This window comes from Mycobacteriales bacterium, assembly GCA_035690485.1.
Taxonomy (GTDB): domain Bacteria; phylum Actinomycetota; class Actinomycetes; order JAFAQI01; family DASSKL01; genus DASSKL01.
Window position 1 is genome coordinate 38,459 of the sequence record DASSKL010000084.1, and the last position, 15,141, is coordinate 53,599.

Annotated in this window: 13 protein-coding genes; 7 read left to right on the top strand and 6 right to left on the bottom strand. The window is 71.3% G+C overall.

Annotated features, from left to right (window positions below; genetic code table 11):
• Genes VFJ21_12830 through VFJ21_12840 form a run of 3 tightly spaced genes read left to right on the top strand, consistent with a single transcriptional unit; the run spans position 1 to position 4,160 of the window.
• On the top strand, positions 1 to 1,566 hold the full coding sequence (locus tag VFJ21_12830; GenBank protein HET7408004.1) for an NADH-quinone oxidoreductase subunit M: 1,566 nt from the start codon (positions 1 to 3) through the stop codon (positions 1,564 to 1,566).
• On the top strand, positions 1,563 to 3,131 hold the full coding sequence (gene nuoN, locus VFJ21_12835; protein ID HET7408005.1) for an NADH-quinone oxidoreductase subunit NuoN: 1,569 nt from the start codon (positions 1,563 to 1,565) through the stop codon (positions 3,129 to 3,131). Before VFJ21_12830 ends, nuoN begins: the two co-directional genes overlap by 4 nt.
• 33 nt (positions 3,132 to 3,164) lie before the next feature.
• A complete protein-coding gene (locus tag VFJ21_12840; GenBank protein HET7408006.1) occupies positions 3,165 to 4,160 on the top strand; it encodes a polyprenyl synthetase family protein in 996 nt (331 codons plus the stop codon).
• Here the strand turns inward: VFJ21_12840 and VFJ21_12845 are convergent.
• Both VFJ21_12845 and VFJ21_12850 read right to left on the bottom strand, forming a co-directional pair.
• Positions 4,136 to 4,816, bottom strand: a complete 681-nt coding sequence (locus VFJ21_12845; GenBank protein ID HET7408007.1) for a glycerophosphodiester phosphodiesterase — start codon at positions 4,814 to 4,816, stop codon at positions 4,136 to 4,138. The two genes, VFJ21_12840 and VFJ21_12845, sit on opposite strands and share 25 nt — an antisense overlap.
• 3 nt (positions 4,817 to 4,819) lie before the next feature.
• On the bottom strand, positions 4,820 to 6,559 hold the full coding sequence (locus tag VFJ21_12850) for an acyclic terpene utilization AtuA family protein (protein HET7408008.1): 1,740 nt from the start codon (positions 6,557 to 6,559) through the stop codon (positions 4,820 to 4,822).
• 35 nt (positions 6,560 to 6,594) lie between these two features.
• Between VFJ21_12850 and VFJ21_12855 the strand changes: the two genes are divergently transcribed.
• Together VFJ21_12855 and VFJ21_12860 are read left to right on the top strand one after the other, a co-directional pair.
• Entirely contained in the window at positions 6,595 to 7,077 is a 483-nt protein-coding gene (locus tag VFJ21_12855; protein ID HET7408009.1) for an NUDIX domain-containing protein, read from the top strand.
• Positions 7,078 to 7,129: 52 nt separating this feature from the next.
• Positions 7,130 to 7,903, top strand: a complete 774-nt coding sequence (locus VFJ21_12860) for a sugar phosphate nucleotidyltransferase (GenBank protein ID HET7408010.1) — start codon at positions 7,130 to 7,132, stop codon at positions 7,901 to 7,903.
• Between the two features lie 14 nt (positions 7,904 to 7,917).
• Here VFJ21_12860 and VFJ21_12865 read toward each other — a convergent pair whose 3' ends face one another.
• The 4 genes from VFJ21_12865 to VFJ21_12880 form a co-directional block, all read right to left on the bottom strand.
• Positions 7,918 to 8,394, bottom strand: coding sequence for a (2Fe-2S)-binding protein (locus VFJ21_12865; protein ID HET7408011.1), 477 nt, complete (start codon positions 8,392 to 8,394; stop codon positions 7,918 to 7,920).
• An 11-nt stretch (positions 8,395 to 8,405) separates the two neighbouring features.
• A complete protein-coding gene (locus tag VFJ21_12870) occupies positions 8,406 to 10,742 on the bottom strand; it encodes a molybdopterin cofactor-binding domain-containing protein (GenBank protein HET7408012.1) in 2,337 nt (778 codons plus the stop codon).
• Between the two features lie 127 nt (positions 10,743 to 10,869).
• Positions 10,870 to 11,937 (bottom strand): 2-oxoacid:ferredoxin oxidoreductase subunit beta, encoded by a 1,068-nt coding sequence (locus tag VFJ21_12875; GenBank protein HET7408013.1) that lies wholly within the window; start codon positions 11,935 to 11,937, stop codon positions 10,870 to 10,872.
• On the bottom strand, positions 11,930 to 13,777 hold the full coding sequence (locus tag VFJ21_12880) for a 2-oxoacid:acceptor oxidoreductase subunit alpha (protein ID HET7408014.1): 1,848 nt from the start codon (positions 13,775 to 13,777) through the stop codon (positions 11,930 to 11,932). The genes VFJ21_12875 and VFJ21_12880 overlap by 8 nt, the downstream gene beginning before the upstream one ends.
• A gap of 155 nt (positions 13,778 to 13,932) precedes the next feature.
• Here VFJ21_12880 and htpX point away from each other — a divergent pair, with 155 nt between their 5' ends.
• Positions 13,933 to 14,817 carry a zinc metalloprotease HtpX gene (gene htpX, locus VFJ21_12885; protein HET7408015.1) on the top strand — a complete coding sequence of 295 codons (885 nt, stop codon included), beginning with the start codon at positions 13,933 to 13,935 and terminating at the stop codon, positions 14,815 to 14,817.
• Between the two features lie 85 nt (positions 14,818 to 14,902).
• Positions 14,903 to 15,141: CorA family divalent cation transporter (locus VFJ21_12890; protein HET7408016.1), on the top strand; the 239-nt coding region annotated here is incomplete at its 3' end.

Sequence of the window (15,141 nt, forward strand, 5' to 3'; positions counted from 1 at the left end):
ATGGGCGGCCTGACGAGTGCTACCAGCGGCGGCTTCTCCTGGCTGACCCTGCTCGGCGGCCTGCCGCTGCTCGGTGTCGTGGCCATCCTCTTCCTGCCCAAGGACCGGCCGCAGCTGGTCAAGCTGACCGCCCTGGTGACCGCGATCGTGACGTTCGTCGTCGACGTCTGGATGAGTGCGCTGTTCCACACCGGCGGCGCGCTGTTCCAGTACGTCACCAAGAAGACGTGGATCGCCAGCTGGGGCGTGCACTACGAGCTCGGCGCCGACGGCATCGCGCTCGTGCTGATCGGCCTGACCACGCTGCTCGTCCCGATCGTCATCCTGGCCTCGTGGGACCAGCGGGAGCTGGGCCGGCGCAGCCCGACGACGTACTTCGTCATGATCCTGCTGCTCGAGACGCTGATGATCGGCGCCTTCGCGTCGCTGGACGTGTTCCTCTTCTACATCTTCTTCGAAGCCATGCTCGTGCCGATGTACTTCATCATCGGCAGCCCCGGGAGCGCCAAGAGCTCCTACGCCGCGGTGAACTTCCTGCTCTACAGCCTGCTCGGCGGGCTGCTGATGCTCGCGTCGGTCATCGGCCTCTACGTCGCGGCAGCACAGCACCTGCCCGGCGGCGGCACCTTCGACTACACCGAGCTGCTCCAGGTCCACAACCACATCTCGCCGACGCTGCAGGGGTGGCTGTTCGCCGGCTTCATGATCGCCTTCGCCATCAAGGCGCCGCTGTGGCCGTTGCACACCTGGCTGCCCGACGCGGCCGACGAGGCACCGACCGGCGGCGCCGTGCTGCTCGTCGGCGTCATGGACAAGGTCGGCACCTTCGGCATGATCCGCTACTGCCTGCCGCTGTTCCCCCATGCCGCCTCCACGTGGGGGCCGGTCATCTGCGGGTTCGCCGTGGTCAGCATCTTGTACGGCGCACTGCTCGCGATCGGTCAGCGCGACCTCAAGCGGCTGATTGCTTACACCTCGGTGTCGCACTTCGGCTTCATCGTGTTCGGCATCTTCGCCTTCACCCAGCAGGGCGGCGCCGGGGCGACGCTCTACATGGTCAACCACGGCTTCTCGACGGCCGGGCTGTTCCTCATCGTCGGCTTCATGGCGACCCGCCGTGGCAGCAACCTCATCGAGGACTACGGCGGCATGGGCAAGGTCGCGCCGTGGCTCGCCGGCGTGTTCCTCGTCGCCGGTCTGTCGAGCCTCGCGCTGCCCGGGCTCAACAGCTTCGTCAGCGAGATCATGGTCTTCATCGGGACGTTCCTGACGCACCGTGCGCTCGCCGTTGCGGCCGTGTTCGGCATCGTGCTCGCGTCGCTCTACATCCTGATCATGTACCAACGCACGATGCACGGGCCGGTGCGCCAGGGCGTCGAGGGAGCCCGCGACCTCACCCGTCGCGAGGCCTGGGTGATCGCGCCGGTGATCGGGCTCATCATCGCGCTCGGCTTCTACCCGAAGCCGCTGCTCGACGCGATCAACCCGGCGGTCGCCCAGACCCTGCACCTGACGGGCGTGCGTGACCATCAACCGTCCGTCGCGTCCCCGGAGGAGCAGCCGTGAGCGGCGCCTCGACCCTGCTGCTGGCCGCGCCGCAGTTCCACACGCCGAACATCAACTACTTCGCGATCTCGCCGATCCTCATCGTCCTCGGCATGGCCGCGGTGGGCGTGCTCGTCGAGGCGTTCGCGCCGGCGGCGCAGCGCTGGCTGCTCGAGGTCGTGGTCAGCCTCACCGGCCTCGTCGGCGCGCTGATCGCGACGATCGTCATCGCCGACAGCGGGGTCTACCTGACCGCGCGTGACGCGGTCGCCGTCGACGGCCCCTCGCTCTACCTGTGGGGCACGATCCTCGTGATCTCCATCGCCTCCGTGCTGCTCGTCGCCGAGCGTTCCGCCGCGATGGGCGGGTCGGCGTTCACCCCGGCGGCCTCCCAGCTACCCGGCTCGGTGGGGGAGCGCACGCTCGCCGCCGGTGGGCGCATGCAGACCGAGGTCTTCCCGCTGTTCCTGCTCGCGGTCGGTGGCATGCTGCTGTTCCCCGCCTCCAACTCGCTGCTCCTGATGTTCGTCGCCCTCGAGGTGCTCTCCCTCCCGCTCTACCTGATGTGCGGGCTGGCCCGGCGCCGGCGGCTGCTCAGCCAGGAAGCGGCCCTGAAGTACTTCCTGCTCGGCGCCTTCTCGTCGGCCTTCTTCCTCTACGGCCTGGCGCTGCTCTACGGCTACGCCAACACCGATCTGCTGAGCGGCATCCACGACGCCGTGCAGACCGCCGCGCAGAACGACTCGCTGCTCTACCTCGGGCTCGGACTGCTCGGCATGGGCCTGCTGTTCAAGGTCGGCGCCGCGCCGTTCCAGGTCTGGATCCCCGACGTCTACCACGGTGCGCCCACGCCGATCACGGCGTTCATGGCTGCGGCGACGAAGGTCGCCGCGTTCGGCGCGCTGCTGCGGGTGCTCTACGTCGGCTTCGGCCCGCTGACCTGGGACTGGCGCCCGATCCTGTGGGCCGTCGCGATCCTCACGATGATCATCGGCGCGGTGTTCGCGGTGACGCAGCAGGACCTCAAGCGGATGCTCGCCTACTCCTCCATCGCGCACGCCGGGTTCGTGCTGGTCGGCGTCATCGCCGCGAGCAGCCGCGGGCTGTCGGGCTCGCTGTTCTACCTGCTGACCTACGGCGTTACCACGGTGGGCGCGTTCGGCATCCTTGCCCTCGTCCGCGACGCCGACGGCGAGGCGACCCACCTGTCGCGCTGGGCGGGCCTGGGCAAGCGGGCCCCGCTGCTCGCCGGCGTGGTCACGCTGTTCCTGCTGTCGCTCGCCGGCATCCCGCTCACCAGCGGCTTTGCGGGCAAGTACGCCGTGTTCCTGGCCGGCATCGACGGCGGCGCCACGCCGGTGGTCATCGTCGCCCTGGTGATGAGCGCGGTGACGGCGTTCTTCTACATCCGCGTCATCGTGCTGATGTACTTCTCCGATCCCGTGGCCGTCGGCCCGACGATCGTGCTCCCGGGTGTGTTCACCGCCGTGGCGCTGGCAATGGCGGTCGCGGTTACCGTGGTGCTGGGCGTCTACCCCGACCCGTTCCTGCACCTCGCCCGCGACGCCGTACCGTTCGTCCGCTGACAGCCCGCGCTGTCACCCACCGCCAGGAGACCCGTGTCGTCCAGCCTGTTCGGGATCGACACCGTCGACGCCGCGTTGCGGCGCGACCTGCAGGAGGGCCTCGACGCGGTCGAGGTCCAGCTGCTCGCCTCGACGCGGAGCGACTACCCGTTCGTGACCGAGACGTCGCGGCACCTGGTCAACGCCGGCGGCAAGCGCTTCCGCCCGCTGCTCGTGCTGCTCGCGGCGCAGTTCGGTGACCCCACGGCCAGCGGGGTGGTGCCGGCGGCGGTCGTCGTCGAGCTGACCCACCTGGCGACGCTCTACCACGACGACGTGATGGACGAGGCCGACGTACGCCGCGGAGCCCCGAGCGCCAACTCCCGCTGGACCAACACGATCGCGATCCTCACCGGCGACTTCCTCTTCGCCCGCGCCTCCGACATCCTCGCCGACCTCGGACCCGAGGCGGTGCGGATCCAGGCGCAGACATTCGAGCGGCTCTGCGAGGGGCAGATCCGCGAGACGGTCGGCCCCGAGTCGGGCGTCGACCCGGTCGCGCACTACCTGCGCGTCGTCGGCGACAAGACCGGCTCGCTCATCGCGACGTCGGGTCGCTTCGGTGGCATGATGGCCGGCGCCGACCCGCAGGTGACCGACCTGCTGACCAGGTTCGGCGAGCAGATCGGCGTGGCCTTCCAGCTCTCCGACGACCTCATCGACGTGGCCAGCGAGAGCACAGAGAGCGGCAAGACGCCGGGCACCGACCTGCGCGAGGGCGTGCGCACGCTGCCGGTGCTGCTCGCGCTCCGACCCGACAGCGGCATCGACCCGCAGCTGCGCGACCTGCTCGACGGCGATCTGACCGACGACGGCCGGCTCGCCGACGTCCTGGCCCTGCTGCGGCCGCACCCGGTCATGGCCGAGGCGCGCAAGGCCCTCGAGCAGTGGGCCGACGACGCCCGAGCGACGTTGGCCCCGCTGCCCGCCGGCCCGGCCCGGCACGCGCTCGAGTCGCTCTGCGACTACGTCGTCGCTCGCACCGGCTGACCGTCGGTCGCTGCGGCCAGCAGCCACGGCCAGTCGGTGTAGATCCCGTCGAGGCCGACCTGCTCGGCGCGGCGCCGGGTGCGCCGCGACAGCACTCGCCAGCCGAACGCCATCAGCTCGGCGTCGTGACACGTCTCGACGGTGTCCGCCGTCCAGCACCGGGCCGGAGCGTTCAGCACGTCGATGCCGCCGGCCGCCAGCCGGGTCGCGTGCGCGGGCAGGTCGTCCGGGAGCTGCGGCACCGAGTGGGCGAGCCGGAAGCCGTCGCCGTGCGTCGTACGCCACTGCACTGCCGCCTCCCACGACTCGGTCACCAGCCAGAGCCGGTGGGTGGCGTCGTAGTCCCCGGCGACGGCCAGCACGGCGGGGATCGCCGCGTCGTCCCGCACGTCGAGGCTCAGCTCGTAGTCCGTGCCGCAGCCCTCGTAGAGGTCGGCGAGCGACGGGACCCATCGCGGCAGCCGCGCGCGGGTGCGCCGGGCGATCGTGAGCCCGGTGATCGTGCGGGCGCCGTGCGCGAGCACGGGCACACCGTCCGCGGTCACCCGCACGTCCGATTCGAGCCCGACCGCGCCGTTGCGCAGGCCCAGCCGGAACGCGCGCACGGTGTTCTCCAACGAGAGCGACCGCGCGCCCCGGTGGGCGAACACCAGCACCGGTCAGTCCTCGAGCAGCGCGACCGGCAGGTCGACGTGGCGGGCCCGCAGCCACTCGCCCAGACCCTTCGCCTGCGGGTCCTGCCGGGTCGAGGCGGCGACGCCCGCACCGAGCAGGCCGTGCAGCACGAAGTTGAGGGCGCGGATGTTCGGCAGCTCGTGCCGTTCGACCTCGAGGTCCTTTGCCTCCGGCAGCAGTGTGCGCAGCGCGTCGACGGTCAGGTGCTCGGCCAGCCAGCCATAGCCCGCGTCGCTGCGCGCCCACACCCCGAGGTTCGCGTTGCCTCCCTTGTCGCCCGAGCGGGCCCCGAATGCCGCGCCCAGGGCCACCCGGCGGGTCGCGCCACCCGGCGCGGCTGCCGCGGGCGCCGCCGCCACGGCCGCCTCGCCGCCGGCCGCGAGCGTGGGCGGCACCTCGACGGTGCGGCCGTCGTCGAGGACCACCCGCTGCGACACCGTCGCGGCCGGCACGAGCGCCGGCCAGTAGACGCCGTAGGCAGACCCGTCACCGGGCGGTCCCGTCATGGTGCAGCCGGGGTACGACGCGAGTGCCAGCTCGACCGCGGTGCTCGAGAACGCCCTGCCGACGAGCGTCGCGTCTGGGTCCTTCACGGTGATCCGCAGCTGCGCGACGGCGCGCTCGTTGGTCTCGGGATCCTCGTGGTCGGTGCGCGCCAGGCTGACGTCGGACTCTTGCACCCGTGACAGCACCGGCTCGAGCTGGCGCCGGACCAGCGCGGCCTTCTCCTCGACGTCGAGCCCGGTGAGCAGGAACGTCATCGAGTTGCGGTAGCCACCCAGCAGGTTGATGCAGACCTTCGCCGTCGACGGCGGCGGTTCGCCGACGACGCCGTGTACGCGCACCCGGTCCGGCCCCTCCTGCATCAGCCGGATCGAGTCGAATCGCGCGGTCGCGTCGGGGCCGAGGTAACGCGGGCCGCCGATCTCGTAGAGCAGCTGCGCCGTGATGGTGCCCACGCTGACCTGCCCACCGGTGCCGGGGTGCTTGGTGATGACGCTCGACCCGTCGGCGTGCACCTCCGCCAGCGGGAAGCCGACGTGCTCGACATCGGGCACCTCGGTGAAGAAGGCGTAGTTGCCGCCGGTCGCCTGCCCGCCGCACTCGAGGATGTGCCCGGCGACGACGGCGCCGGCCAGCGCGTCCCAGTCGTCGCGGGCCCAGCCGTGGTGCCAGGCCGCGGGCCCGACGACGAGCGACGCGTCGGTCGTGCGGCCGGTGACGACCACGTCGGCGCCTTCGGCGAGCGCGGCCACGATGCCCCACCCGCCGAGGTAGGCATTGGCGGTGACCGGGTCGGCGGCGAGGGGCGCGCCGGTGTCGAGGTTGGCCAGGTCGACGCCGGCCCCCCGCAGCTCCGGCAGCCTCGGCATCAGGTCGTCACCCTCGACGTGCGCGACCGAGACCGGGATGCCGAGCCGGGCGGCGAGTCGGCGCACTGCGCTCGCGCAGCCGGCCGGGTTGAGACCGCCGGCGTTCGCGACGATCCGGACCCCCTTGTCGTGTGCGAGGCCGAGGCACTCCTCGAGCTGGCGGACGAACGTCGACGCGTAGCCCTTGTCGGGATCCTTCAACCGGGTACGGAACAGGATCAGCATCGTGAGCTCGGCGAGGTAGTCGCCGGTCAACACGTCGAGCTCGCCGCCCCCGAGCATCTCGCGCATGGCGGACAACCGGTCGCCGTAGAAGCCGGAGCAGTTCCCGATCCGGATCGGCTCGCTCATATCCGGACCTTAACGCTGCTCCGTAGGGTGGGCGGGTGCGATCGAGGACCGCCCGCCGGGCGGAGGCCGCGGCGCTGTCGACCTACCGCCGGTTGCCGCCGCCCCTGCGGCGCCTGCTGGTCCGCGCCGTCAAGCCGTGCTACACGGTGGGTGCGGTGCTCGTCGTGACGCGTACGCCGCGGGGTGGGGCCACCGAGGTGCTGCTGGTGCGTCAGCGGCACACGCACGGGTGGGCGCTCCCGGGCGGCCTGCTGGACCGTGGCGAGTCGCCGGCGCAGGCGCTGGTGCGCGAGCTGCGCGAGGAGCTGCGACTGGAGCTCGACGCCGGCCAGCTGCCGCCTCCCACGGCCAACGTCGACCCGGACCCTCGGCGGGTCGACGTGGTCTTCCGCTGGGAGGCCGACCTGCCGGACGAGCCGCGCCGCCGCGGACCGGAGATCCTCGAGGTCGGATGGCATCGGCTCGACGCGCTGCCGGCCCTGACGGGCCCGACGAGCCAGGTGCTGCAGCTGCGATGAGCGGGTCGATGCTGCTGGTCGCGCGACCGCACAACGCTGTCTCCGCCACGTCGTGAGCGACCTGGCGGCGCTGGTGCTGGCAGCGGGGGCCGGCACCAGGCTGCGGCCGCTGACGCTGTTGCGGCCCAAGGCGCTGTGCCCCGTCGGCAACGTGCCGTTGCTGGACCGCGTGCTCGCCACGCTCCCCTGCCGCGGACCCGACGACGTCGCAGTCAACGCGCACCACCTCGCCGAGCAGATCGTCGCCCACGTCGGCGCCCGGGCCCACCTGTCGGTCGAGCAACCACGAGCCCTGGGCACCGCCGGCGCCGTCGGCGCGCTGCGCGACTGGGTCGCCGGGCGGGGTCTGCTCGTCGCCAATGCCGACGCCTACACCTCCGGCGTCGACGTCGAGGCGTTCGTCTCGACCTGGGACGGCGAACGACCGCAGGTGCTCGTCGTCCCGGCCGGTGAGCGCCGCGTCGACTTCGGTGGGCAGTGGCGGTTCGCCGGGATGTCGTTGCTGCCGTGGACGGACATCTCCCGGCTCGCTCCCGAGCCGGCCGGCCTCTACGAGGTCGTCTGGCGCGAGGCCGAAGCGGCCGGCCGGCTCGGCGTCGTACCCACCGGCGCGTTCTTCGTCGACTGCGGCAGCCCCGCGGACTACCTGCGCGCAAACCTGCACGCCTCCGGCGGCGAGAGCGTCGTCGGCGCCGGTGCCCGGGTGGAGGGGGAGCTGGTGCGCTCCGTCGTCTGGCCGGGTGGCGTCGTACGCCGTGGCGAACGCCTCGTCGAAGCCATCCGCGTCGGCGAGGACCTCACCGTCGACGCCTCACTCGCCGGCTGACCCGGTGGCGGGCGCTACATCTGCGCAGCGCCGGCCTGGATCGCCTCCCGGATGCGGTGGTAGGTGCCGCACCGGCAGACGTTGCGGATGCCGTCGAGGTCGGCGTCGGTGATCGTGCGTCCACTGGCGCGGGCCTCCTTCACCAGCGCCACTGCCGCCATGATCTGGCCGGGCTGGCAGTAGCCGCACTGCGGCACGTCGTGGTCCAGCCAGGCCTCCTGCATCGGGTGCAGCGACCGGCCGACGGTTGCCGGCAGCCCTTCGATGGTGGTGACCTCGTCGGTCGGCTGGATGTCCGCCACCGGCACGGAGCACGGGTTGAAGGCCTTGCCGTTGATGTGGCTGGTGCAGGCCTTGCAGACGTCGAGGCCGCAGCCGTACTTCGGGCCGGTGACGCCCAGCAGGTCGCGCAGCACCCAGAGCAGGCGCACGTCGTCGGCGCAGTCGACGCTCACCCGCTCGCCGTTGAGCACGAAGGTGTGGACGGGCACGGCGACTCCTGTCAGTAGGTGTGGTGCAGGCCGTCGGTCGGTGACTGCGGGATCGACGGCACCGTCGGGTAGGGCTCGAAGCCCAGCGGCCGGTTGTGGTTGACCGGGAACTCGGTCGGCAGCTGCCCGGTCGCGCGCATCAGCGCCGACGCGGTGGCCGCCTTTGTGGCCGCGACCCCGAACTCGCCCGCGCCGCCCGGCTCGCCGGTGGTGGGTGGCAGCACGATGACGTCGAGCTCGGGCGGGGTGTTCCACTGCCGGCTGTAGAAGTAGTTGTCCCAGCTGCCCTCGAGGAACGCGCCGTTGCGCAGGTGCAGGCTCTCGGTCAGCACCTGGCCGATCGCATCCATGATCCCACCCATCATCTGGGCTTCGAGCCCGAGCGGGTTGATGGGCAGACCGGCGTCGATCGCGAACACGACCTTCGTCACCCGCGGTCCGGTGACGCCGTCGGCCACCGGACGGCTGGTGGTCTGCGGCCGCGCGTCGATCTCGACGAGCGCGGCGGTCGCGCCCTTGTACTCGGTGTGCAGGGCGATGCCCTGCGCCGTGCCGGGTGCCATCGCCCGCCCCCACGAGCCCTTCTTCGCGACGGCGTCGAGTACGGCGCGGGCCCGGGCGTCGCGCAGGAACGTGCGCCGGAACGCGTAGGCGTCCTGACCCATCAGCCGGGCGAGCTCGTCGACCACGAGCTCGACGGCGGTCACGACATCGGGGTTGTACAGGTTGCGGTTGCTGCCGGTGTTGAACGTGTCCCACGCCATGATCTCGTTGAGCGCCTGGGTGACGGCGCCGAAGTTGTAGGGCACGTTGGTCGTCGTCTCGAAGACCGACTGGGAGTACTCGAGGAAGTTGCCGAGGCCGAGCGGCACGAGCTTCGCGCCGTTGGCGCTGAGCATCTCGCCGAGTGCCATCGTGTAGTCCGTCGCGACGCTGGTGTGCCGCTGCTCGAACGACAGCACGCTGCCGGCGGTGTAGGTCGCCCGCACCCGCGAGATGCACATCGGGTGCACCCGCCCGTAGCGGAACTCGTCGGTGCGGTGCCACATGAGCTTCACCGGTTTACCGAACTTCTGCGCCGCCTCCGCCGCCTCGACCGCGACGTTCGGGAACATCCGCCGGCCGAACGCGCCCCCGCCGGTGACGACGTGCACGGTCACTGCGTCCTGGCTGATGCCCAGCTGCTGCGCGACCATCTGCTGCGCGTAGATCGGCGTCTGCATGCAGGCCCAGACCTCCGCCGTACCGTTCTTCACGTCGGCGATGGCGGTCTGCGGCTCGAGCGCGCTGTTGCTCTTCCAGTAGAAGGTGAACAGCTTCTCGACGGTCCGCGCACCGGCCGGCAGTGACGGGACGGCGAGCGGGATCTCGGCCGCCTTGAGCCTGGCCAGGATCGTGGCGTCGGACTCGCCGTCGACCGGTCCGGGTCCCCAGTCGACGTCCAGCGCCCGGACGGCGTCGATGCACTGGCCGAACGTCTGCCCGCGCACGGCCACGCCGGTCGAGATCGGTGCGACGTCGGTGATGCCCGGCATCGCCGTGACGGCCGCCGTGTTGCGGACCGCGCGCACCGTCCCGTTGACGGTCGGCGCCCGGCAGATCATCGTCGGCAGCGCGCCCGCGACGTCCATGTCCATGGCGTAGCGCTTGCGGCCGGTGACCGCCTCGACCGCGTCCACCCGCTTCTGCGGCGTACCGATGACCGTGAACTGCGACGGGTCCTTGAGCGTCACCTCCACCGGCTGGGTGACGGTGCTCGCCGCGCGCTCGGCGAGGTCGGCGTAGGACAGCTGCGTGCCGTCGGGCGCGAGGACGTGCCCGCCGCTGGTGCGCAGCCGCGTCATGTCGTCGTCGAGCTCGATCGCGGCGGCCTGCAGCAGCTGCCGGCGCGCCACCGCCGCCGCGACGCGGAACGGCGTGTAGGTCGAGATCGTCGTGTTGGAGCCGTAGGTCGCCTGGTTGAACATCAGCTCCGGTCGGGCGTCGGCGAGCGTGACGTGCACCTTGTCGACCGGAAGGTCGAGCTCCTCCGCGATGAGCATCGCGGTCGACGTCGTGATGCCCTGGCCGGTCTCGCACCGCGGCATGGCGAACGACGCGCTGCCGTCGCGCTCGATCACCACCGTGATGAGGCCCGAGGTCGGCTTCGCCGCGTTGGTGAGCAGGTCGTTGAGGTCGACCACGTCCGAGATCTGGTCGGGCGTCGGCACTGGCGACATCGCGGTCGTGCCGGCCGGGAACAAGCCGAGCTTCGCCGCCGCGATCAGCGTCGGTCCCGCGATCACGTAGCCCATGAACCTTCGACGGGTCAGCTCACCGAGTGCGCCGTCGTCGAGCCCGTCCTGCATCGCGCCACCTCGCCGCACCGAGCCGGTTCCGGGCAGCAGCCCGGACTGGTACATATCCGATCTAACGGATGCTGCGCCTCAGTGTTGCGCCCGCACTACGGGAAATGAGGTGCGCGATCGGAACCGGTCAGGCGATCTGCCAGGTGTCGGCGCTGGTGAGCAACCTGCCGAGGTCACCGCGGCCGCCGCCCTGCTGGGCTGCCGAGATCTGGTCGCGCAGCAGGTCGTCGTAGGCCGGCCGCTGCACCGAGCGGAAGATGCCGACGGGCGTGACGCCGGCGCCGTCGACGTTGCCCAGGCGCGACAGCATGAACGCGATCGCGGGCTGCTCGGCGTGGGCGTCGTGGACGAAGACGTCGGGGTCGTCGCCGGCACAGACCTGCATCCCGCCCGGCATCAGCTTGATGCCCTTCTCGCCGTCCTTGCCGAAGCGCACCGGCTGCCCGTGCTCGAGCCGCACCATCGCCGACTCGCGGCTGTCGGGATCCTTGAGGACGTCGAACGCGCCGTCGTTGAAGATGTTGCAGTTCTGGAAGATCTCGACGAAGGATGCGCCGCGGTGCTCGACCGCTGCCCGCAGCACACCCTGCAGGTGCTTGCGGTCGGAGTCGATCGTGCGCCCGACGAACGTCGCCTCCGCGCCGAGCGCGAGCGACACCGGGTTGAACGGCTGGTCGAGCGACCCCATCGGCGTCGACTTCGTGATCTTGCCGACCTCGGAGGTCGGCGAGTACTGCCCCTTGGTCAGCCCGTAGATCCGGTTGTTGAACAGCAGGATCGTGATGTTGACGTTGCGGCGCAGCGCGTGGATCAGGTGGTTGCCGCCGATCGACAGGCCGTCGCCGTCACCGGTGATCACGAACACCGACAGGTCGGGCCGGGCCGATGCCAGGCCGGTCGCGATCGCCGGCGCCCGGCCGTGGATCGAGTGCATGCCGTAGGTGTTCATGTAGTAGGGGAACCGGCTGGAGCAGCCGATGCCGGAGATGAACACGGCGTTCTCGCGCTTGATGCCGAGGTCGGGCATGAGCCCCTGCACGGCGGCGAGGATCGCGTAGTCGCCGCAGCCCGGGCACCAGCGGACTTCCTGGTCGGTCTTGTAGTCCTTGGCGTTCTGCGGTGCGTCGGCGGCGGGGATCAGCGCCAGCCCCGACTGGCCCAGCAGCGACACCGGGTGCGCGGCCCCGTCAGACATCTCTCATCACGTCCTGGATCACGCCCGCGAGCTCGTCGCCGGTGAACGGCGCCCCGCGGACCTGGTTGTAGGAGACCGCATCGATCAGGTAGCGGGCCCGGATCAGCAATGCCAGCTGCCCGAGGTTCATCTCCGGGATCAGCACCTTGTCGTAGCGGCGCAGCACGTCGCCGGTGTTGGCCGGGAACGGGTTGAGGTGGCGCAGGTGCGCCTGGGCGACCTGGCCGCCGCTGTTGCGCACGCTGCGCACCGCCGCACCGATCGGCCCGTAGGTCGAGCCCCACCCGAGCACCAGCACGCGGGCCTGCCCGGACGGGTCGTCGACCTCGAGGTCGGGGATGTCGCGCGCGATGCCGTCGACCTTGGCCGCCCGCAGCCGGACCATGCGGTCGTGGTTGTCGGGCGTGTAGGAGATGTTGCCCGAACCGTCGGCCTTCTCCAGACCGCCGATGCGGTGCTCCAACCCCGGGGTGCCGGGCAGCGCCCACGGCCGCGCGAGCGTCTCGGGGTCGCGCAGGTAGGGCCAGAACTCCCCGTCGTGGTTGGGCTCGGTCGCGAACGTCACCGTGAGGTCGGGCAGCGTCGTGACGTCGGGGATGTGCCAAGGCTCCGAGCCGTTGGCCAGGTAGCCGTCGGAGAGCAGGAAGACCGGCACGCGGTACTTCGTCGCGAGCCGGGCGGCCTCGATCGCCGCATCGAAACAGTCGGCGGGGGAGCGGGCCGCGACGATCGGCACCGGTGCCTCGCCGTTGCGGCCGAACATCGCCTGCAGCAGGTCGGCCTGCTCGGTCTTGGTCGGCAGCCCGGTCGACGGGCCGCCGCGCTGGATGTCGCAGATGATCAGCGGCAGCTCGAGGGTGACCGCCAGGCCGATCGTCTCGGTCTTGAGCGCCACCCCGGGGCCGCTGGTCGTGGTCACCCCGAGCGCGCCGCCGAAGGCCGCGCCGAGGGCCGCACCCACGCCCGCGATCTCGTCCTCGGCCTGGAAGGTGCGTACGCCGAACGCCTTGTGCTTGCTCAGCTCGTGCAGGATGTCCGAGGCCGGGGTGATCGGATAGGAGCCGAGGAAGATGTCGAGCCCGGTCAGCTGGCTGGCTGCGATCAGGCCGTAGGCCAGCGCGACGTTGCCGGTGATGTTGCGGTAGACGCCCGAGGGCATCGGTGCCGGCTTGACCTGGTAGCGCACCGAGAACGCCTCGGTCGTCTCGCCGAAGGACCAGCCGGCTTCGAACGCCGCCACGTTGGCCTTGGCGATCTCGGGGCTCTTCGCGAACTTCTGCTCGATGAACTCGCGGGTGTGCTCGGTCGGCCGGTTGTAGAGCCAGCACAGCAGCCCGAGCGCGAACATGTTCTTGGCCCGCTCGGCCTCCTTCTTGCCGAGGCCGAAGGACTCCAGCGCGGTCACCGTCATCGACGTCAGCGCGATCGCGTGCACGTGGTAGTCGGCGAGGCTGCCGTCCTCGAGCGGGTTGGCGGTGTAGCCGACCCGGGTGAGGTTGCGCTGGGTGAACTCGTCGGTGTTGACGATCACGTCGGCGCCCGCCGGCAGGTCACCGACGTTGGCCTTCAGCGCCGCCGGGTTCATCGCGACCAGCACGTCGGGCCGGTCGCCCGGCGTCATGATGTCGTGGTCGGCGAAGTGCAGCTGGAACGACGAGACGCCGAAGATCGTCCCGGCCGGCGCGCGGATCTCCGCCGGGAACTGCGGCAACGTCGACAGGTCGTTGCCGAACGCCGCCGTCTCGGAGGTGAACCGGTCGCCGGTCAGCTGCATGCCGTCGCCGGAGTCGCCGGCGAACCGGATGATGACGCGGTCGAGCTCGTGAAGCTGCTTGGGCACGGGTGAAACCTCCGGCACGGTCGACCCGGCGCCGACGGCGTGCACCGCACATGGTACGTGCGTCCGCAACATCTCGACGGCCGGGCCGATCAATCTCCGGTGGGAACGCGGCGCCGGTGCTCGGCGTTCTCAGGGCAACCGGTCCGGGAGGGGAGATGCACCACCACGGCGGCAGCCACAACGGGCTGAAGACCGCTCTGCTGCTCGGCCTGCTGTCGGCGATGATCCTCTTCGTCGGGTCCCTGATCGGCGGCCGGACCGGACTCGTCGTCGCGCTGGTCCTCGCGCTCGGGCTGAACGGCGTCGCCTACTTCCTGTCCGACCGCATCGCGCTTCGGTCGATGCGGGCCTACCCGGTCAGCGAGTGGGAACAGCCGCGCCTGCACGCCGTCGTCCGTGAGCTGGCCACGGCGGCCCGGATGCCGATGCCGCGGCTCTACGTCTCCCCGACCACGGCGCCCAACGCGTTCGCGACCGGGCGCAACCCGCGCCGCGCCGCCGTCTGCGTCACCGAGGGCATCCTCGGCCTGATGGACGAGCGCGAGCTGCGCGCCGTACTCGGTCACGAGCTCTCCCACGTCGCCAACCGCGACATCCTCATCTCCTCGGTCGCCGGCGCGCTCGCCGCGGTCATCGTCTACCTCGCCCACCTGGCCCAGTGGGCGATGATCTTCGGTGGGGGTCGTGACGACGACGAGGGCGGTGGCCTCGTCGGCGAGCTGCTGCTGATCGTGCTCGGGCCCATCGCCGCGACGCTCGTGCAGCTGGCGATCAGCCGCTCGCGGGAGTACCAAGCCGACGCGTCCGGGGCGCGGCTGACCGGCGACCCGCTGGCGCTCGCGTCCGCCCTGCGCAAGCTCGAGCAGGGCACCCGCACCCGGCCGCTGGCGCCCACGCCCGAGGTGCAGCCGGTGTCCAGCCTGATGATCGCGAACCCGTTCGGCCCCGCTGCGGGTGTGGCGCGGCTGTTCTCGACGCACCCGCCGATCCACGACCGCATCCGCCGCCTCGAGGCGATGGCCGGTCTCGTGCGCTACTGAGGCGCCCCAGAGCCGGAGGCCGGCCCGTGCGCGACCCCCGCGCGCGCGGACCGGCCTCCACTTCCCCGGCGGTTACCGTTAGCCGGTGATCAGCACGCGGGTCTACCGCAACGGCAACCTCGAGTCCGAGGGGTTCCCGCCCGCGCAGACGTCCGACTACCTGGCGGAGCCGGACACGATCGTCTGGATGGATCTCTGCGAGCCCAGGCCCGAGGAGCTCGCGCTGATCGCGGAGGAGTTCGGGCTGAACCCGCTCGCCGTCGAGGACGCGACGCACGAGCGGCAGCGCCCCAAGCTCGACCGCTACGAGGACCACCTGTTCAT